Annotated in this window: 17 protein-coding genes, 6 tRNA genes and 2 pseudogenes; 6 read left to right on the plus strand and 19 right to left on the minus strand. The window is 64.2% G+C overall.

What is annotated here, in order from left to right; translation table 11 throughout:
* From ACK6AU_RS27135 to ACK6AU_RS27145, 3 genes are all read right to left on the minus strand, one after another.
* Positions 1-419: ExbD/TolR family protein (locus ACK6AU_RS27135; protein WP_409302566.1), on the minus strand; the 419-nt coding region annotated here is incomplete at its 3' end.
* Positions 416-1051: a MotA/TolQ/ExbB proton channel family protein gene (locus ACK6AU_RS27140; protein ID WP_185699493.1), complete on the minus strand. Its 636-nt coding sequence runs from the start codon at positions 1049-1051 to the stop codon at positions 416-418. The genes ACK6AU_RS27135 and ACK6AU_RS27140, both read right to left, overlap by 4 nt.
* Before the next feature lie 102 nt (positions 1052-1153).
* Positions 1154-3385 carry a DNA internalization-related competence protein ComEC/Rec2 gene (locus ACK6AU_RS27145; RefSeq protein ID WP_409302568.1) on the minus strand — a complete coding sequence of 744 codons (2232 nt, stop codon included), beginning with the start codon at positions 3383-3385 and terminating at the stop codon, positions 1154-1156.
* 140 nt (positions 3386-3525) lie between these two features.
* Between ACK6AU_RS27145 and ACK6AU_RS27150 the strand changes: the two genes are divergently transcribed.
* Positions 3526-4041, plus strand: coding sequence for a DUF2062 domain-containing protein (locus ACK6AU_RS27150; protein ID WP_031321234.1), 516 nt, complete (start codon positions 3526-3528; stop codon positions 4039-4041).
* Positions 4042-4095: 54 nt separating this feature from the next.
* On the opposite strand, the gene ACK6AU_RS27155 is transcribed toward ACK6AU_RS27150, so the two are convergent.
* The 4 genes from ACK6AU_RS27155 to ACK6AU_RS27170 all read right to left on the minus strand — a co-directional run bounded on the left by ACK6AU_RS27155 (position 4096) and on the right by ACK6AU_RS27170 (position 7262).
* Entirely contained in the window at positions 4096-4875 is a 780-nt protein-coding gene (locus tag ACK6AU_RS27155) for an ABC transporter permease (RefSeq protein ID WP_185699491.1), read from the minus strand.
* On the minus strand, positions 4872-5804 hold the full coding sequence (locus ACK6AU_RS27160) for an ABC transporter ATP-binding protein (protein WP_185699490.1): 933 nt from the start codon (positions 5802-5804) through the stop codon (positions 4872-4874). The genes ACK6AU_RS27155 and ACK6AU_RS27160 overlap by 4 nt, the downstream gene beginning before the upstream one ends.
* A 132-nt stretch (positions 5805-5936) precedes the next feature.
* Positions 5937-6560 (minus strand): glutathione S-transferase family protein, encoded by a 624-nt coding sequence (locus tag ACK6AU_RS27165; protein WP_185699489.1) that lies wholly within the window; start codon positions 6558-6560, stop codon positions 5937-5939.
* 42 nt (positions 6561-6602) lie between these two features.
* On the minus strand, positions 6603-7262 hold the full coding sequence (locus ACK6AU_RS27170; protein WP_409302572.1) for a transglutaminase-like domain-containing protein: 660 nt from the start codon (positions 7260-7262) through the stop codon (positions 6603-6605).
* A 224-nt stretch (positions 7263-7486) separates the two neighbouring features.
* Here ACK6AU_RS27170 and ACK6AU_RS27175 point away from each other — a divergent pair, with 224 nt between their 5' ends.
* Both ACK6AU_RS27175 and ACK6AU_RS27180 read left to right on the plus strand, forming a co-directional pair.
* A complete protein-coding gene (locus ACK6AU_RS27175; protein ID WP_409302574.1) occupies positions 7487-9934 on the plus strand; it encodes an acyl-CoA dehydrogenase in 2448 nt (815 codons plus the stop codon).
* An 85-nt stretch (positions 9935-10019) separates the two neighbouring features.
* Complete coding sequence (locus ACK6AU_RS27180) at positions 10020-10427, plus strand: PA2817 family protein (RefSeq protein ID WP_409302576.1); 408 nt, start codon at positions 10020-10022, stop codon at positions 10425-10427.
* Between the two features lie 75 nt (positions 10428-10502).
* Here ACK6AU_RS27180 and ACK6AU_RS27185 read toward each other — a convergent pair whose 3' ends face one another.
* A complete protein-coding gene (locus ACK6AU_RS27185; RefSeq protein ID WP_185699485.1) occupies positions 10503-11447 on the minus strand; it encodes a LysR family transcriptional regulator in 945 nt (314 codons plus the stop codon).
* 89 nt (positions 11448-11536) lie between these two features.
* Between ACK6AU_RS27185 and ACK6AU_RS27190 the strand changes: the two genes are divergently transcribed.
* Complete coding sequence (locus ACK6AU_RS27190; RefSeq protein ID WP_185699484.1) at positions 11537-12163, plus strand: alanyl-tRNA editing protein; 627 nt, start codon at positions 11537-11539, stop codon at positions 12161-12163.
* Positions 12164-12198: 35 nt separating this feature from the next.
* Entirely contained in the window at positions 12199-12831 is a 633-nt protein-coding gene (locus ACK6AU_RS27195; RefSeq protein WP_409302579.1) for a LysE family translocator, read from the plus strand.
* Here ACK6AU_RS27195 and ACK6AU_RS27200 read toward each other — a convergent pair.
* The 8 genes and pseudogenes from ACK6AU_RS27200 to ACK6AU_RS27235 all read right to left on the minus strand — a co-directional run.
* Positions 12810-13325, minus strand: a pseudogene (locus ACK6AU_RS27200) (amidohydrolase family protein); the annotation flags it as partial. The gene ACK6AU_RS27195 and the pseudogene ACK6AU_RS27200 sit on opposite strands and share 22 nt — an antisense overlap.
* A 297-nt stretch (positions 13326-13622) precedes the next feature.
* Complete coding sequence (locus tag ACK6AU_RS27205) at positions 13623-14435, minus strand: helix-turn-helix domain-containing protein (protein WP_409302581.1); 813 nt, start codon at positions 14433-14435, stop codon at positions 13623-13625.
* Positions 14436-14890: 455 nt separating this feature from the next.
* Positions 14891-14966, minus strand: a tRNA-Gly gene (locus ACK6AU_RS27210).
* A 3-nt stretch (positions 14967-14969) separates the two neighbouring features.
* A tRNA-Glu gene (locus tag ACK6AU_RS27215) sits at positions 14970-15045 on the minus strand.
* A gap of 105 nt (positions 15046-15150) precedes the next feature.
* Positions 15151-15226 (minus strand) — tRNA-Gly (locus ACK6AU_RS27220).
* 3 nt (positions 15227-15229) lie between these two features.
* A tRNA-Glu gene (locus ACK6AU_RS27225) sits at positions 15230-15305 on the minus strand.
* Between the two features lie 105 nt (positions 15306-15410).
* Positions 15411-15486, minus strand: a tRNA-Gly gene (locus tag ACK6AU_RS27230).
* A gap of 2 nt (positions 15487-15488) precedes the next feature.
* Positions 15489-15564: transfer RNA gene (locus ACK6AU_RS27235), tRNA-Glu, on the minus strand.
* Positions 15565-15960: 396 nt separating this feature from the next.
* Here ACK6AU_RS27235 and ACK6AU_RS27240 point away from each other — a divergent pair.
* A complete protein-coding gene (locus ACK6AU_RS27240) occupies positions 15961-16719 on the plus strand; it encodes a hypothetical protein (RefSeq protein WP_409302585.1) in 759 nt (252 codons plus the stop codon).
* A gap of 63 nt (positions 16720-16782) precedes the next feature.
* Here ACK6AU_RS27240 and ACK6AU_RS27245 read toward each other — a convergent pair whose 3' ends face one another.
* The 3 genes and pseudogenes from ACK6AU_RS27245 to ACK6AU_RS27255 all read right to left on the minus strand — a co-directional run.
* Positions 16783-17664 carry a methyl-accepting chemotaxis protein gene (locus tag ACK6AU_RS27245; RefSeq protein WP_409302587.1) on the minus strand — a complete coding sequence of 294 codons (882 nt, stop codon included), beginning with the start codon at positions 17662-17664 and terminating at the stop codon, positions 16783-16785.
* Positions 17644-18747 (minus strand): annotated as a pseudogene (locus tag ACK6AU_RS27250) (HAMP domain-containing protein); the annotation flags it as partial. The pseudogene ACK6AU_RS27250 and the gene ACK6AU_RS27245, both read right to left, overlap by 21 nt.
* A gap of 195 nt (positions 18748-18942) precedes the next feature.
* Positions 18943-19291: SDR family oxidoreductase (locus tag ACK6AU_RS27255; protein ID WP_409302583.1), on the minus strand; the 349-nt coding region annotated here is incomplete at its 5' end.

The raw sequence follows: 19291 nt of genomic DNA on the forward strand, positions 1-19291 counted from the left end.
GGCGCCGCCTCGACGGTGGTCATGCGCAGGTGGCTGAAACCGAGCTTGCCGGCCGCGTCCATGGCAGTGATCACCGCTTGATGCTGGGTCTTGCCGTCGGCGCTGATGGACAGCGGCAGATTGGTATCGCCAGCGGATTCCTTCTGCAAGGCCTCGATCAGGGTCGCCAGGTCGTTCTTGGGCAATACCTGGTTGTTCACCGAGAACACCCCGTCAGCGCTGATGGCGATGTCCAGCTGCTTGATCTGCTGGTCCTCGGCCGGCGAGCCGCTGACGGCTTCGGGCAGGTCGACACGCAATTCGGTTTCCCGGGTGAAGGTGGTGGTGACCACGAAGAACAACAGCAGGATGAACACCACATCGATCAGCGATGCCAGGTTGATGTCCACGGTTTCCCGGGGTTTGCGACGGAATTTCACGCTGCGCCCCCGGCCAGGTCGACATCGCGGTCGCCCTGGATCACTTCCACCAGCTTGATCGCCTCCTGCTCCATGCCCACCACCAGCTCATCGACCCGGCGTTGCAGGAACCGGTGGAAGAATACCGAGGGGATCCCCACCATCAGGCCCGCGGCGGTGGTGATCAGGGCCTTGGAGATACCACCGGCCAGCACATGGGCGTTGGTGGTCATGCCCGAGCCCATGAACGAGCTGAAGATATCGATCATGCCCAGCACGGTGCCCAGCAGGCCCAGCAGCGGCGCCATGGCAGCGATGGTGCCCAGGGCGTTGAGGTAGCGCTCCAGCTCGTGGATGACCCGGGCCGCCGCTTCCTCGATGCATTCCTTCATGATCTCGCGGCCATGCTTGGAGTTGGCCAGGCCCGCGGCCAGGATCTCGCCCAGGGGCGAATCGGCACGCAGTTCCTTGAGCTTGTCCTTGTTCAGCTGCTTGTCCTTGATCCAGCGCCAGACCTGGCCCAGGAGGTGGGGCGGGGTCACACGGCTGGCCCGCAGGGTCCACAAGCGCTCGGCAATGATGCCCACGGCAGCGATGGAACTCAGGATGATCGGCAGCATCATCCAACCGCCGGATTTGACCAATTCCCACACAGTGACAGCCCCCTCGAAAAAGTGCGCCACTCTAACATAGGGGCCGGACGCACCGAAGACCGTGATGTCGCATGTTTCCAGGCTTTAATAACCCACGGTTATTTAAGGCATTGTTACCGGCTCACGCCAGAACCGCCGTTGCTCGCGCACGCTGTAGGGCGGCGCGAAAGCCCCCAGGCGCAACCTCAGCGCGCCCTGCTCGGCACTGTCATAAAGCGCCACGCCCAGGCTCCGGTAACGCGCCACCACCTGCGGGTGCGGGTGACCGAAGGCATTGCCCCGGCCCCGGGAAACCAGTACCGCATCGGGCGCCAGCCGTTGTAGCAGGGCCATGGACGAAGAGGTCCGGCTGCCATGGTGTGGCGCCTGCAACCAATGGGTCCGCTGCGCCAGCGGGCCCTGGAGCAAAGCCTGTTCCGCATGGATATCGATGTCGCCAGTGAGCAGCAGGCGCTCGCCCCGGGCCTCGACCTGCAATACGCAAGAAGCCTGGTTGCCATCGCGCGCCCCGGCCCATTGCCACTGGCTGAAACGCACGCCATCCCATTGCCAGCTCACCCCGGACTCGCACGGCATGGCCTGCAAGATGGCCGGCAAAGCCTCGGGCTCGCCACTACGCACCAGGCGAACCGGCAAGGCCCGCTGCACCGCCAGGGCGCCACCGGCATGATCGTTATCGGCATGGCTGAGCAACATCAGGTCCAGTTGGCGGATGCCCAAGCGCTGCAGGGTCGGCACCACTACCCGCTCGCCGAGGTCGAAATCGCCGCTACGGGCACCTGCGTCGTACAGCATCGCGTGGCTGCGGGTACGCAGGACGAAAGACAATCCCTGGCCCACATCCAGTTGCCAGACTTCGGCCTCGCCGAAGGGCACTCGCGGTTGCGGCGGCCAGGCCACCAACAGCAGCAGCGGCCAGCCGAGGATCCGCAACGGTACGCCGGGCGGCAGCAACAGCAACGACGCCCCCAGGCTGGCGAGGCTCCAGATCCAGCCGGGCAACAGCGGCGCGACCCAGGCCGGCCACCACCCGGCGATCAGACCCAGCACCCGGAACAGCCCCTCCAGCAAGCCACCGGCCAACCACAACAGACCTTCGCCCACCACCGGCAGGGGCAACAACAGGCACCCCAGCAAAGCCGGCGGCAACACCAGCAGGCTGACCCAGGGCACCGCCAGCAGATTGGCCAGCGGACCGCTGAGACTGATGGGCAGGCCCAGGGCCAGCATCGGTGGCAGCAGGCCGATCGCTATCAGCCACTGGGCGCGGGTCCAGCTCTGCCACCAGCGCCAGGCCCCCAGCCGCCCGGCGAAGGTGAAGATGAGGACCGCCACCGCCGCGAACGACAGCCAGAACCCCGGTTGCAAGCTGGCCAGGGGTTCGAGCAACAGCACCGCATCCAGCGCCAGCAGCAGCGGCCACCCACTGCCCAGGTGACGGAAGCGCAGGCGCCAGAGCAGGACCAGGGCCACCATCACGCAGGCGCGCTGCACCGGCACGTCGAACCCTGCGAGCAACCCGTAGCCCAACGCCCCGAGAAAACCCAGGCCACAGGCCCACGGCAGCCAGGGCCAACGCGCGGGCCAGGCGCCTAGCCGCGCCAGCCCCGCCACGGCAAGGTAGATCACCCCCGCCAGGAGGCTGACGTGCTGCCCGGAAATGACCATCAGGTGCACGGTGCCGGTGTCTTGCAACACCTGCCAGTCCTCGCGCGTCAGCCCGGAACCATCCCCCATCACCAATGCGGCCAGCCCTCCGCCCCGGCCATGGGCCTGTACCGCCAGCAAGCGCTGGCGCAAACGGTCGCGCCAGGCGCCCTGGGCCGGCGCCAGCAACTGGCCATCCTTGACCGTACCGATGGCGCCGATACGCCGAGCCAGCAGCCACGCCTCGTAGTCGAACCCCTGGACGTTGAGTAGCCCCACGGGACGACGCAGCGTCACCGCCAGGCGCCAGCGCTCGCCGCTCTTGACCGGCGGCCCGTCACGCCAGCTCACGCGAATTCGCCGTGGCAGGCGCTCGCGTCGGGCCTGGGCCCCCTGCAACTCGAACCGCACCACCTGCGCCCCGACCTCCGGCAAGCCGGTGATCCGCCCTTCCAGCCAGCGAGTCTGGCCGTCCAGGCGCGACGCCAGGCGATCGTCGAGCGCCCACTGTGCAGAGGCACAGGCCCAACTGAAACCGAATAGGAAAAATGCCACCGGATGTGTACGAAACGGCAACAGCAGCACGGCCAGCAGCCATACCGGCAGCAACCACCAGAGCGGCGGCAAGGCCGGCAGAAACCCCAGCGCCAGAAGCCCCGCGGCCAAGCCCAGCATCCCTGTTCGCATCAGCCAATCCATCCATGACGAGCCCTACCCTTGGCTTAGCCGAGGACGGCCGGCCACGGCTTTATCATTTGTCACAATGTCTGAATTTGCCCTGTTTACAATCCAGCCATAATTGCCGCTTGACCCGACCGAGAAGCCTTATGCCCCGGCGCCTATTCAAACGTTACATGCCAGATCCCACCAGCATCCGGGAACACAAGTCCTTACGCTTTCTCGGCACCTTGCTGCATGACGCCAACCTCTGGCACCTCAACCGGCACTCCGTGGCCCGCGCCATGGCCGTGGGCCTGTTCGCCGCCTTCATCCCGATCCCGATGCAGATGCTGCTGGCCGCGGTGCTGGCCATCTGGTTGCGGGGCAACATGCCCATCAGCGTCAGCCTGGTATGGCTGACCAACCCGATCACCATGCCGCCGGTGTTCTTCTGCACCTATCAGCTAGGAGCCTGGCTGATGAACGTACCGCCACGCACCCTGCCCGACAGCCTCACCTGGGAATGGATCAGCAGCCAGCTGGCCACCCTCTGGCAACCCTTCCTCCTGGGTTCGGTGGTGGCCGGCCTGGCCCTGGGCGCCCTGGCCTATTGCCTGACCATGCTGTACTGGCGTTGGTGGGTCGGCCGCCAATGGCAGCGGCGCAAGCTGCAGCGGCGCTAGAAACGACAACGGCCTCCCGAGGGAGGCCGTTGTCGTTGTTGATGGGGCCGTTGCCTACTGGCGCATGCCACGCCCGCTCACCAGCAACCTGGCGCAGCCTATGTAGAGCACCGCGGTGGCCACCAGCATGAAGCTGATCGCCGTGCCGATGCTGATGTCCGAGACCCCGAGGATGCCGTAGCGGAACGAGTTGACCATGTGCAGCACCGGGTTGGCCAGGGACACGGTCTGCCAGAACGGCGGCAACAGGTTGATCGAGTAGAACACCCCGCCCAGGTAGGTCAGCGGCGTCAGCACGAAGGTCGGGATGATCGAGATATCGTCGAAGTTGCGCGCGAATACCGCGTTGATGAAACCCAGTAACGAGAAGATCGTGGCCGTCAACACCACCACCAGCACGGTGACCCCCAGGTGGTGCACCTGCAGCTTGGTGAAGAACAACGACAGCAAGGTCACGATGATCCCCACCATCAGCCCGCGCAACACGCCGCCCAGGGTGTAGCCGATGAGGATGGTGTGGGGCGAAACCGGCGACACCATCAATTCCTCGATGGAGCGCTGGAACTTGCTGCCGAAGAAACTCGACACCACGTTGCCGTAGGAGTTGGTGATCACCGACATCATGATCAGCCCCGGCACGATGTACTCCATATAGGTGAAGCCGCCCATGTCGCCGATCTGCCGGCCGATCAGGTTACCGAAGATGACGAAGTACAGGACCATGGTGATGGCCGGCGGCAGCAGGGTCTGCGGCCAGATCCGGGTGAAGCGCCTGATCTCGCGGTAGACGATGGTGTTGAGCGCTACCAGGTTGGGCTTGAACTCCGAACTCATACCGCCACCTTCGACAGGTTTTTCTCCACCAGGGACACGAACAGCTCCTCAAGTCGGTTGGTCTTGTTACGCAGGCTCAACACCTCGATGTTCTGCAGCGCCAACTGGCTGAACAGCGCCGTGATGCCCACGACCTTGTCCACCTGGACCTCCAGGGTATGGCTATCGACCAGGCGGGTCGGATAGCCGGCCAGCTGCGGGGCCACATGCAAGTCATGCTTGAGGTCGAGCAGGAAGGTTTCCACATGCAGCTGGCTGAGCAACTGGCGCATGCTGGTGTTCTCGACGATGGTGCCGTGGTCGATGATGCCGATGTTGCGGCACAGCTGCTCGGCCTCTTCCAGGTAATGGGTGGTGAGGATGATGGTGATGCCCTTCTGGTTGAGCTCGGTAAGGAAGCTCCACATCGAGCGGCGCAGCTCGATGTCCACCCCGGCGGTCGGCTCGTCGAGGATCAGCAGGCGCGGCTCGTGGACCAGGGCCCGGGCGATCATCAACCGGCGCTTCATGCCGCCGGACAGCGAGCGCGAAGGCACATCGCGCTTGTCCCACAGGCCGAGCTGGGTCAGGTACTGCTCGGCGCGCTCCTTGGCGATCTTCGCCGGAATGCCGTAGTAGCCGGCCTGGGTCACGACGATGTCGAAGGTCTTCTCGAACTGGTTGAAATTGAACTCCTGGGGCACCACGCCAATGCTGCGCTTGAGCGCGGCCGGCTGGCGGTCCAGGTCATGGCCGAAGACATTCACCGTGCCGCTGGTCTTGTTCACCAGGGTCGAGAGAATGCCGATGGTGGTGGATTTACCGGCCCCGTTGGGACCGAGCAAGGCAAAGAAATCACCCTCGGCGACGTCCAGATCGATACCACTCAGGGCCTGGAAACCGTTGCCGTAGGTTTTGGTTAGCTGCCGGATGGACAGAGCGGAACTCATATCGGATTCATGCACCAAGAAGGGGAAGTTTTATAGGTAAGGGCAGGCCGGGCCGATTGCAACTTTGCCGGGCGCCCGCCATGTTGCGGGCCGGCGCCCTGCAAGTACAGTCATGCGTATCGATAGTGGGTATTAAGTCAAAGCGGTCATCACCGCCCGACGGTAGGCCGGGCGCGCTGCCAGCCGCTGGTACCAGGCCTGCAGGTGAGGGAGCGGCGGACGCTCGATGGGCATCTCGAACCAGGCGTAGATGAAGCTGCCCAGGGGGATATCGCCCATGCCGATCTCCTGGCCGGACAGGTAAGGCTGGTCCGCCAGGGCCTGGTCGACCCGCTCCAGCAACTGGGCACAGGTGTCCCTGGCGGCGTCGATCCGCACCCAATCCTGCTCGGCCGGAGGGGTGCGCAGTACCCCCCAGAATAGGGGACGGAATACATCGGCGAAGGTCGAGGTGGTCCAGTCCATCCATTTCTCGGCACTGGCGCGGGCCTGCACGTCGGCCGGATACCAGTGGGTGTCGGCGGCGTGCCGGGCCAGCAGGTAGCGCACGATGGTGTTGGATTCCCAGAGCACGAAGCCTTCGTCCTCGATCATCGGGATCCGCCCGTTGGGGTTCAGCGCCCGGTACTCGGGGGTGTCCACCACGCCGAAGGCGCCGCCGGCATCCAGGGACTCATAGGCCAGCCCCAGCTCTTCGGCGCACCACAGCGCCTTCCTGACATTCGATGAATTCTTGCGTCCCCAAATCTTCAACATGACCATCCCTCGGTAATGAATGCCGGGGCAGTCTACGCCTGATCAGCCGCGACTCAAATCGCTGTGCATATCACCCAGTCCCGTGAATTGCGGCTGGCCGATCAGATGCGGATAGCATTTTTTCAGGTGGTCGAAAAAGAAGTGCTCCGGGACATCGGCGAACTGCCCATGGTCCACCAGGTACTCCATCAGCTGTTCGCCCTGGCGGTTGAACGGATGGAACACGCTGTCCTGCACGCCGTCGAACTCCAGCGGCGCCACATCGAACAGCTCGCACAGGGCCTGGTTGAACGCCGGCGTGGCCTTGACCCAGCGCCTGTCCAGGTACAGCTCGGTATAGCCGTGCATGGCGAACACGTCGCTGCGCAACAATTCCAGCAAGCGCGGGGTCGAGAGATGGTTGCGCACGTCCGCCAGGCCTATCCGGGCAGGAATCCCACAATGCCGTGCACAACCGGCCAGCAAGGTCGCCTTGGGCACGCAATAGCTCTCCCCCGTGGCCAGGGCATGGCTGCCGCGCAGGGTTCCCGGATCGAGGCTGAAGGTATAAGGGTTGTAGCGCACGGCCTCGCGTACCGCGTAGTAGAGGCTCACCGCCTGCTGCCGGGGATCACGATCGACACCGCGATGAGATTCGGCGAACTCCACCACCGCAGGGTGGTCACTATCGATGAAGCGGCTGGGACGCAGGTACTCGTGCATGGACATGACCTCCAGGTGAACCCTGAGTCTATAGGGGCATCCAGCAAGGAGATAACGACGTTTCGGCCAAAGATCATGGCCTGCTTCACCCATCCGGACCGAACGTGCCGCCGACGTTCACCGGCCAGGCCAGCCTGCCCCGCACTGCCCCGGGCCCCTGCTTGGTCGCACGCCGGCTAAGCTCTGAAGGTGCTTCGGGTCCCTGGCCTCATGGAGGATTGAATATGCTGTTGTTGTGGATACTGGTTCTGTTGGCAGGCATCGCCTATCTGGCACACCGCCGCACCGCGCCGTTGCCCGCCCTGGGCGCGGTGGCCGTCTACCTGCTGGCCATGGGCTTCTTCAGCCACGCTCCCGGCTGGTTGCTGCTGGTGTGCTGGGTGCTCCTGGCGGCAGTGGCCGCGCCCCTGTTACTACCCGACCTGCGGCGCAAGCACTTCAGCGCCCCGCTGTTCAACTGGTTCCAGAAGGTCCTGCCGCCGATGTCGCAAACCGAGCGCGACGCCATCGACGCCGGCACCGTGTGGTGGGATGGCGAGTTGTTCAGCGGGCGTCCAGACTGGAACACCCTGCTGGCCTACCCCAAGGCCCGGCTCACCGAGGAAGAACAAGCCTTCATCGACGGTCCCACCGAAGAACTCTGCGCCATGGTCAGCGACTGGCAGATCGGCCAGGAGATGGACCTGCCTGCCGAGGCCTGGGCGCATATCAAGGAGCATGGTTTCTTCGCCCTGATCATTCCCAAGGAGTACGGCGGCAAGGGCTTCTCGGCCTATGCTCACTCCCAGGTAGCAATGAAGCTGGCGACCCGCAGCGGCGACCTGGCGTCCACGGTCATGGTCCCCAACTCCCTGGGTCCGGCCGAACTGTTGCTGCACTACGGCACCGACGAACAGCGCAACCACTACCTGCCACGCCTGGCCCGGGGCGACGACATTCCCTGCTTCGCCCTGACCGGCCCGCTGGCCGGCTCCGACGCCGGCGCCATGCCCGACACCGGGATCATCTGCAAGGGCCAGTGGCAAGGGCAGGAAACCCTCGGCCTGCGCCTGAACTGGGAAAAGCGCTACATCACCCTGGGGCCGGTCGCCACCCTGCTGGGCCTGGCCTTCAAGGCTTATGACCCGGACCACCTGCTGGGCGCCGAAGAGGACCTGGGCATCAGCCTGGCCCTGATCCCCACCGACACCCCCGGGGTGGAAATCGGCCGTCGCCACCTGCCCCTGGGCGCCGCTTTCATGAATGGTCCCAACTCCGGCAAGGACGTGTTCATCCCCCTGGACTTCCTCATCGGCGGCCGGGACATGCTCGGCAAGGGCTGGATGATGCTGATGAACTGCCTGTCGGTGGGACGCTCCATCTCGCTCCCGGCAGTGGGCACCGGCGCCGCCAAGTTCACCAGCCTGGTCACCGGCCAGTACGCCCAGGTACGTGAGCAGTTCAACGTGCCGCTGGCGGCCTTCGAAGGCATCCAGGAAGCCCTGGCGCGCATCGGCGGCAATGCCTGGCTGATGGACAGCGCGCGCATGCTCACCGCCAACGCCGTGGACCTGGGGGAAAAACCCTCGGTGCTGTCGGCGATCCTCAAGTACCACCTCACCGAGCGCGGCCGCGAATGCATCGGCCACGCCATGGACGTGCACGGCGGCAAGGGCATCATCATGGGGCCCAACAACTACCTGGGCCGCAACTGGCAGGGCGCGCCGATCTTCATCACCGTGGAAGGCGCCAACATCCTGTCGCGCAACCTGATGATCTTTGGCCAGGGGGCGATCCGCTGCCATCCCTTCGTGCTCAAGGAAATGGCCCTGGCCGGGCGCGAGGACCACGACCAGGCCCTGAAGGAGTTCGATGCCCTGCTGCTCAAGCACATCGGCTTCGCCGTGAGCAACGCCGCCAGCACCCTGGTGCTGAACCTGGGCCTGGGTTGCTTCGAAAAAGCCCCGGGGGACAGCCTCAGCCAGGGCTACTTCCGCGCCTTGAACCGCCAGGCCGCGGCCTTCGCCCTGCTCGCCGACCTGTCGATGATGCTCCTGGGTGGCGAACTCAAGCGCCGCGAGCGCCTGTCCGCACGCCTGGGCGACGTGCTGAGCCACCTGTACCTGGGCTCGGCGGCGCTCAAGCGCTACCACGACCTGGACTCGCCGGAATACCTGCAACCGCTGCTGGCCTGGGCCATGGAAGAAAGCCTCGGCCACTCGGAACGGGCCCTGGAAGAACTGCTGCGCAACTTCCCCAGCCGCACCTTCGGTTGCCTGCTGCGGGTCCTGGTGTTTCCCTTCGGCCGGCGCCATGCCGGCCCCTCGGATCGCCTGGACGCCGAAGTGGCGGCGATCATCGGTCGGACCAAGGGCGACCCGGCCCTGGAAGCGGTGCTGGAAGGTTGCTACCGCCCGCAAGCGGCGGACGATCCGGTGGGCGCCCTGCAGCATGCCTGCGAACGGCTCAGCGCCGCGCACCCACAGTACAAGCGTCTGCACGAGGCGCTGAAAAGCGGCCAGTTCAAACCCGCCCCCGGCGAGTCGATCATCGACGCAGCATTGCAGGCCGGTGTCCTGCAGGCAGCCGAGGCGCAAAGCTTGCACACGGCCGAAGCAGCGCGGCGCAAAGTCATCGATGTGGATGATTTCGCCAAGGAAGAGTTGACCTTGAGCGAAGGCAAGACCCGCTAAGCGACCGCCCTTGGGCTGGTCGATTATGAAACCGGGCGTGGGGGCTATATACTCCCGCGCCCGTTTTGCTCTTGAGGACCCTGTCATGTCCAACGCCGTCGCCGATCATCTCGTCCTGCTCGACCACCTGCGCAGCATCCTGGTGGCCGTGGGAGAAGCCGAACAGGTTCCCGAAGAAAGCCACGCGCTGTTCCTGGAGCGCTTCGATGAACTGCGCGCCTCGCTGCCGATCGATCCGATCGAAAGCCAGTACCTGGGCCAGGACCTGCTGTGCCAGATCATGCAACGCTACCCGCAGATCGCCCACCTGGTGCCGCGCGACCTGCTGTGGTACTTCGCTGGCGACTGCCTGCACTACATGCCCGACGAGGAAATCGACCTGTACCAGACCCTCGAGGAGCGCCGCTACGAGGCCGAGCAGAACGACGAGCCCTTCGACTGGAACCAGGAAAAACAGCTGCTGGCGCTCTCCGACCAGGACAGCAAGCACTGATCGATACGCTTGGCGTCATCAAGGCCCGCACGGTTGCACCGGCGGGCCTTTTTCATGGGCGCGGTTTGCCGGCGACTAGGGTGCCCTGCCCGGCCGGCCCAAGGTTGGCTCCTTGGCCAGGCACTCCACCAGGTAATCGATGAACACCCGCAACTTGGGCGGCAGGTAGCGGGTCGGCGAGTGCAGCAGCCAGGCGCCGCCGTGGTAGGAGGCCAGGAAGGTCCACTCCGGCAGTACCTGCACGATCAAGCCCTGCTCCAGGGCATGGCGCGCAGTGAAGTACGGCAGGCTGCCGATGCCCAGGTGTTGCAGCACCGCATCCAGGCGTACGCCGGTGTGGTTGGCGGCGTAGCGCCCACGCACCGCCACGGTGGCCGCCTTGCTGCCCTGGGTGAACTTCCAGCGCGCGTCGCTGGGCGTCTCGCCCAGGTAGATGCAACTGTGCTGGCGCAGGTCCTGGGGATGGCCCGGCGTGCCGTGCTCCGCCAAGTACTGCGGCGTGGCACACAACAGATGGTCGATGCGCAGCAACTGGCGGCCGATCAACCCGGGCGGCGGCCGGTCGGTGATGCGGATCGCCAGGTCGACATGATCGTCGATCAGGTCGACGTCCCGGTCTTCGTGCAGCAACTCCACATCCACCTTCGGATAACGCCGCAGGAACTCGGGCATGTGCGGGTGCACCACGAAACGCCCCACCGCCTTGGGCACGCTGACCCGCACCACGCCCTCGGCCTCGTGGGTGAATTGGCCGCTGATCTCCATCACCGAACGCGCCGCGCTGACCATCTCGCGGCAGCGCTTGAACACTTCCTCGCCACCGTCGCTCAAGCGCAGCTTGCGGGTGGTGCGCTGCAGCAAACGGGTGGCCAGGGCCTTCTCCAGGCGCGAAACGCTGCGACTCACCGCCGAAGGCGAAGAGCCCAGCTGGCGCGCGGCCTCGGAGAAGCTGCCGGTCTCCACCACGCGGACGAAAATGGCCATTTCGGCCAGCAAAGGCAGGGATAGATTTATGCTCATGACGCAATAGTCCATTGAGTTTCGAACGGATTATCACGCAATCGAGGCCGCCACATAATAAAAAAACACTCACTTGCAAGGTCTCGACCATGACGCTGCGCCTGTATTTCCAAGACGATGAATTGAATGCCCCGGTGCAAGCCCTGGATTGCACCAAGGTGGACGACTCGTTCATCGCCACCCTCGACGCCACGCCGTTCCATCCCCAGGGCGGCGGCCAACCCAGCGACACCGGCTGGATTGGCGAGGCCCGGGTATTGCGGGTGCTGCAGGAGGGCGAACGGATCCTGCACCAGCTGTCCCAGCCCCTGGAGCCCGGTTCTTTTATCGCCCGGGTGGACCCGGACCCACGCCTGTTCAACAGCCGCATGCACTCGGCCGGGCACCTGATCGGCCACTTCGGCCAGAGCCAGGGCTGGATACCGGTCAAGGCCCACCACTGGCCGGGCGAAGGCCGGGTGTCGTTCAAGCCGGGGCCGGTAGCACAGGCCATCGATGCCGACCTGGTGCACAGCGCCATCGAGCAATGGATAAGCGCGGACTTGCAGCGCCGCATCGAGCTGCAGGACGGCATGCGCCAGGTCGGCTTCGGCCCGTTGCCGGCCTTTGGCTGCGGAGGCACCCATGTACAACGACTGCGGGAACTGGGCCAGGTACGCATTGAATCGGTAACGGAAAAAAAGGGCGTGCTCTCGGTCAGCTACGACCTGGCCTGACCCCTCGCCCCTTCAACCTGTCTCACGGAGCTTCCATGCTGTCCACCTATCTCGGTGAATTCGCCGCCCTGGCAGTGGTTCACTTTCTCGCCGTGCTCGCCCCCGGGCCGGACTTCGCCGTCACCATCCGCCAGAGCGTGCGCTTCGGCCGCATGATCGGCACTTGTACCGCCCTGGGGATCGGCGCCGGCATCTCGGTCCACGTGCTCTATACCTTGTTGGGGGTCGGCGCCCTGATGCATGCCACGCCCTGGTTGCTGAACGCCGCCAAGCTACTGGGTGCCGCCTATATCCTGTACCTGGGCCTCAGCCTGCTGCGCAGCAAGGCCAAGTCCGCCCTGCCCGGCGACTCGCCCGACCAGGAGCCGCAACCGACGGCGGCCCGGGCCTTCGTCACCGGCTTCCTGACCAACGCGACCAATCCCAAGGCGACCCTGTTTTTCCTGGCAATCTTCACCACCCTGGTCAGCGCCAGCACGCCACTGAGCATCCAGGCCCTGTATGGCGCCTGGATGTGCCTGGTGAACGGCGTGTGGTTCGTCATCGTCGCGCTGTTCTTTTCCAGCGCCCGGGTGCGCTCGCTGTTCATGCGCCTGGGTCACTGGTTCGAACGCGGCATGGGCCTGATCTTGCTGCTGCTCGCCGGGCGCTTGCTGCTCTCGCTCTGAGCCGCCCGGGCCTCGGCCACCGCGTCGAGGCAAATATCCGACGCCGCATCGCCGGTGCAGTGGACGATCACGCGGATGCCCTGGCGGTCCAGGTCCACCACCAGGTCGGTGATGTGCTCCGGGGTCAGGTTCAGGCTGCCGCGCCACTGCCCGGCGCCGCTGTAGGGCGTGGCGAAATACGAGGTCTGGGTCTCGTGGGTGCCGTCGAAGTGGAACTTCACCGCGCCGGCATTCAAGCGGGCACTGCGATAGAAGTGCCGCTCGCCGGCGAGCAACTCCCAACGCCGCCTGACCGGGAAGATATCGTCTTGCCAACTGATCGCCGCCTCCACCCGCAAGGTCAAGTCACCGGCATGATCCAGGGTCTTGAGGGCATCGAGGCGATGTTCGCAGACGTGCACGTACTGGGTCCCGACCACCCCGCTCGCGGTCTGGTACCACACGCCTTCGCCATAGGCGCGGACCAGGGCATGCATCGGGGGTGTGTTCATCGACATGCGCCTGGATCTGGGCATTGCTGCCTACCGCGACGAAGACCCCGTCCTTTATCGCCACCGCCTCGGCCCAGGGTTGTCGTTCATCGACGGTGTAGATACTGCCGTTGATGAATACCGTGTCGGATTTTGCGGTGCCATGCCCGGTGTGGCTCGACTTGAAGTTGTTGTTCTTGTCGCGGCTCATGTGGACACCTTCGCCAGGGATATCGAGCGAACAAGATCCATCAACCCCAACGTGCCCTCAATATCATCTCCCGGCATTCGAATATCATTAGGCGGCAACCCGCCAGTTGATCAACGAGCGACTTGTTCCAGGCCGAAACGACACTCCTGGGCGGTCATGCCGAACCACTTCTTGAACGCTCGGTAGAAGTTCGGCGGATAGTCATAACCCAGGGTGTAACTAACTTTCCGCAAGGGAATACGAGTCTTCTCCAGGTACTCCCTGGCCAGCCCCATGCGCACCTCGAGGGCCACCGTGCGGTAATTGACCCCGGCCCTGGCCAGGTGCCGGTAGAAAGTCACCGGGGTCACCCTGAACCGTTCGGCCATGGCCTCGAGGCTGGCAAACTCGCGCTGGGGATTCATCAGCAAGCGGCGCCGCACCTCATCGATCAGATCGCTCTTGTTGCCATCGAGCTGGGCCATGACCAGCAGGCATTGTTCATGACACAGGCGCGACATAGAGGGGTTGGCCGCCGGAAACGGCAATTCGTACCAGGCTTCGGGAAACGACAATCGGGTGCAGGGCCGGGAAAACTCGATCCGCCCAGGAAAGATCTCGCCATAGAGCGCCTTGTAGGCCGGCGCCGGGTAATCCAGTTCAAGGCGCAGCTCCCGACTGCCGCTGACTGCGGGCAGGCGCTGGCAGATCCAGTGCCAGGTGGAGGCCAGCCATTCCTCCTGCAAGCCCTGGCTATTGCTCGGGCGCAGGGGCGAATCGAGGATCACCTCGACCCGCCCGTCGCGCACTTGCCTGGTGCCGTTCAGGTGCAGCGCCGCCGGCCAGTCGAACGCCGGGGCAAAGTCCCGCAGGCAGCGACCCAAATGGCACAGGAAGTTGGCGGCGATCCGATTGGTTTCCTGCGTGGCGATCAAGCGCACCATGTTCCTACCTCTGCTCCCGGCAACCTGAGATCACAGCAGGCTAGCCCAAGCGTCATTCAGGGCCCGGCAGGCTGCTCCATGGCGTGGATGAGCGACGTACGTTCGCTGGCGAAGGGTTGGTTGACCTGGTTGAACAGGAGGGAAGGCCCCAAGGATGATGATGCTGTCGGTCAGGTTGCCGCCACGACTTTCGGCGGTGATGGCCGAGGGCGCTCCGGGGGGCATCGACGCGTACCTTTATTTTTATAATCAAGGGCAAGCTGGTTTCGATGGAGAAACCAGGTCGCGGCGCCATTGGGTTCAATACCATATTCGATCAATCAAATATCATTTTCCGGCATGGCTGCAGGCCGCTGGAGCCCCGGACTAGGGCACGCGATAAACCAACGTGGTGGCGAGGCTTTTATGACGCGCAAACAAGAACGCCGCTCGAATGAGCGGCGTTCTTGTGAATTTGGAGCGGGAAACGAGACTCGAACTCGCGACCCCGACCTTGGCAAGGTCGTGCTCTACCAACTGAGCTATTCCCGCAAATGGCGTCCCCTAGGGGACTCGAACCCCTGTTACCGCCGTGAAAGGGCGGTGTCCTAGGCCACTAGACGAAGGGGACACGCTACCCGGAACACATGTTGTGTGTTTCGGATTCCAGAACCCTATCCGAAGACCTGGACTCTGGTTTCACTCAGCCTCGCCCGAAGGCCAGACCGCTTAAAACTGGAGCGGGAAACGAGACTCGAACTCGCGACCCCGACCTTGGCAAGGTCGTGCTCTACCAACTGAGCTATTCCCGCAAATGGCGTCCCCTAGGGGACTCGAACCCCTGTTACCGCCGTGAAAGGGCGGTGTCCTAGGCCACTAGACGAAGGGGACACGCTACCCGGAACACATGTTGTGTGTTTCGGATTCCAGAACCCTATCCGAAGACCTGGACTCTGGTTTCACTCAGCCCCGCCCGAAGGCCAGACCGTTTAAAACTGGAGCGGGAAACGAGACTCGAACTCGCGACCCCGACCTTGGCAAGGTCGTGCTCTACCAACTGAGCTATTCCCGCATTGGCGTCCCCTAGGGGACTCGAACCCCTGTTACCGCCGTGAAAGGGCGGTGTCCTAGGCCACTAGACGAAGGGGACACGCTACAACATTCACTCCCTTCAGCGTTTCGCGCTTTGCTTTCCGCTGAAAGTGGCGCGCATTCTATGGATGCTTTGGAAGGTCGTCAACCCCCAGATATAACTTTATTTAAATCAATGACTTCGAGGCTGTTTTCAGGTCCCTACGGGCTTTTCTGCCGTCTGGGCTTTGACGCCTATATTCTGTCATCCGCCAAGGCGTTATAGTCCTCGCAGCCGGTGATATCAATTTGAACCCAGCGGCCACCTCCGGCCCTGCTCTGCTATGCCTAATAGAAGACAGAAGGCACATGCACAATCCGTCCCGGCTCGTCGAGCGGCGCTATGCGCCCAAATGCCAAGCCACTACACTCGCACGCGAAATCCTATAACGAGGTTTTAACGGTGACACCACTCATGATCACCCTGCTGGTATTAGCCGGGATCGCACTATTGATCGCCATTGGCTACATGAACCATGTGGTGGAAAACAACAAACTGGAAAAGGCCCGCACCAAGGTCGAACTCAATGACCGCCTGCGCCGCTGCGGCGAAATCACCGAAACCTTCCCCGGCCAGTTCATGTCGCCGGGCCTCAAGCTGCTGCTGACTCGCCTGGAACTCAACGTCGTGCAGCGCATGCTCAACCTCGACAAATCCGACACCAAGCTCAAGGCCCGCCTGGCCGAGCTCAATACCCTGGTGGGCCAGGGCGAGTCGATTCCAGTGAACAACCCGCCCTCGCCGATCCAGACCGAAGCCAAGGCCAAGGACGTGCGCTTTCTGCTGGAGGCCATGCATGGCCAGGTGACCCGCGCCGCCCACGACGGTTTCCTGCAGCCCAACGAAGCCAAGCGCTGGATCAAGGAGATCCGCCATATCCTGGTCCTGCTGCACATCGAGTTCTTCAACAACCTGGGGCAATACGCATTGCAGCAGAACCAGCCAGGCCAGGCCCGCCTGGCCTTCGAACGCGGCGTGCAGTACCTGCGCAAGCAGCCGGAGCCCAAAGCCTACAGCGAGCAGCTGGAGTATCTGGACAAGCTCCTGGCCCGCGCCAACGCCATGGTGCTGTCGACCCTGGAGCCAGCCGAGGATGAGGTCAACGAGTTGACCCAGGGTCTCAAGGAAGTGGAAGCCGACGCCGACTGGAAGAAAAAGGTCATCTACGATTGATCGACCGCAGGTGCCCGGCCCCGTGCCGGGCACCTGCGTAGCGCGACACCGCCCTCCCCGCCGCTACAGGCGGAAATGCCCCACCATGGATTTCAACTCGCTCCCCAATTGCGCCAGCTCGATGCTCGAGGCCGCATTACCCTGCATCGCCTGCGAAGACTGATCGGCACTGGCGCGGATGCTGGTCACGCTGCGGTTGATCTCTTCGGCCACCGAACTCTGCTGCTCGGCCGCCGCGGCGATCTGCTGGTTCATCTGCTGGATCAGGGACACCGCCGCGGCGATGCTGCCCAGGGCGCTCTCGGTCTGCAACGCATCGCTGACCGCCTGCTTGACCAATTCCCCACTGCCCTGGATCTGTCGCACCGACGCATCGGCCGCGGCGTGCAGGGTCGCCACCAGGCGGGCGATTTCCTCGGTGGACTGCTGGGTACGCTTGGCCAGCGCCCGGACTTCGTCGGCCACCACCGCGAACCCACGTCCCTGCTCACCGGCCCTGGCCGCCTCGATGGCGGCATTCAGGGCCAGCAGGTTGGTCTGCTCGGCCACGCTCTTGATCACATCCAGCACGCTGCCGATGTTGTCGATTTCCGCGCTCAGGCTCTGGATGCCGCTGCTGGCCTGGTTCGCGGAGTCGGCCAGTTGCTCGATCCGCTGCATGCTCTGGCGCACCACCCGCTGGCCGCTCTCGACCTTGTCGTCCGCCGCCTGGGCTGCCAGGGCCGCCTCCTCGGCATTGCGCGCCACATCGTGAACCGTGGCGGTCATCTGGTTCATGGCGGTGGCCACCTGCTCGGTCTCTTCTTTCTGGGTGCTGACTTCCAGGTTGGTCTGCTCAGTCACCGCCGACAGCGATTGTGCCGAGCTGGCCAGGCGCTCGATCCCGGATTGCAGGCCGCTGACGATACCGCTCAAGCCGCTGCCCATCTGCTGCATGGCTTGCATCAACTGGCCAATCTCGTCGCGCCGGGTCACGCTCACCGTGGCGCGAAGGTCACCGGCGGCAATCTGCTGGGCCACCTGCATCACGCTGCGCAGCGGTCGGACGATCAGCCGGGTGATGCCCAGCGCCGCCAGCAACCCGGCCAATAGCGCCAGGGCCGAGGACCCGAGGATCAGCAACGAGTTCTTCGCCAGCTCCTCCTGCATCGCCTGGTCCTGGGCGGCATAGGCCTGGTCGACCTGCTGCATCACCTGGGCGGCACGCTCGTGCAACCGCTGGTAGACCTGCTTTTCCTGAGCCAGCAGGTCGGTGTACTCGTTGAGTTTCTCGCTGAAGTTGCCGATGTGCCCCGAGACCTCGTTGAGGACCGTCTGGTAACCGGCATCCTTGACGCTGGCCTTCAGCTGTTCCACCAGGGCCAGGGCCTGCTCGGCCTGTTCGATCTTGCCCTGCCCGGCCGCCTCCTGGTCACTGCCCTTGCGGTTCTGGTCCAGGCGCACCCGGGCCTCGTTCATGGCTTGCAACATCAAGCGCGAGACCTGGCTGATCTGGTTGGCCTGCTCGATGAACTCGGCGCCCTCCTTGCCCTGGGACTCTTTGAGGCCATAGGCGCCGTCGTCGGCCAGGCCGGCCTGCAGCACGTCGAGGTTGTTGGCCACGCTGGATACCGACCAACTGGCCATCTCCAGCGCCAGGTCCTTGGCCTGGGTCAGCTCGACGAATCCATCGAAAGCCTGGCGATAGTCCGCCAGCATCCCGTCGACCTGGCCCATGGCCGCCGGATTGCCCTGCTCTTGGAGTTGGCGGGCCAGGCCCAGCAGCGCATCCAGGTTCTCGCGCAGGCTATCGGCGCCCTGGTTGTCACCCTGCAGCGCATAACCCTGCTCCAGCAGCCGGACCTTGAGCACGCCACTGTTGAGCTGCGACATGCGCTTGAGGCCCTCGAAGCGCTGGCTGACGGTTTGCAGGGACCAGAGGCCGATGCCGGCCACCAGGGCCGTCAACAGCAACACCAGGGCGAAGCCCACCCCCAGTTTCTTGGCCATGCCCAGGTTGGCAAAGCGTCCACTTGCGGCCGTCGTCATGCTGCGAACTCCCCTCAAGTCCCCAATGGCTGCAAGGCCATGGTTTTTTTTCGAAGGGTGGCAACGGCGTGCACCGACACACAAGCCTCTGGTGTCGCAATAGTGGCAAAAACCAGGCTAGAGGTCGTTTTCAGAACGCTGGAGGTCGATTCCATCATCACCCCGGCGCCTGGGTCGCCAGGGCGGCGATATCGCTCAGATGGCCGTGGCACCACCGTCGACGGCCAGTGCATGGCCGGTGGTGAAGGCGGCGCCATCGCTGCACAGGTAGAGCACGGCGCTGGCGATTTCCTCGACCTTGCCGATGCGTCCCACCGGGTGCATGGCCGCGGCGAACTCGGCCTTCTTCGGGTCTGCCTCGTAGGCCCGGCGGAACATGTCGGTGTCGATCACCGCCGGGCACACCGCGTTGACCCGGATCTTCTTCTTGGCGTACTCGATGGCCGCCGACTTGGTCAGGCCGATCACCGCATGCTTGGAAGCGGCGTAGATGCTCATCTTCGGCGCCGCCCCCAGGCCCGCCACCGACGCCGAATTGACGATG

This window comes from Pseudomonas sp. KCJK8993 (assembly GCF_046230915.1).
Classification (GTDB): Bacteria; Pseudomonadota; Gammaproteobacteria; order Pseudomonadales; family Pseudomonadaceae; genus Aquipseudomonas; species Aquipseudomonas piscis.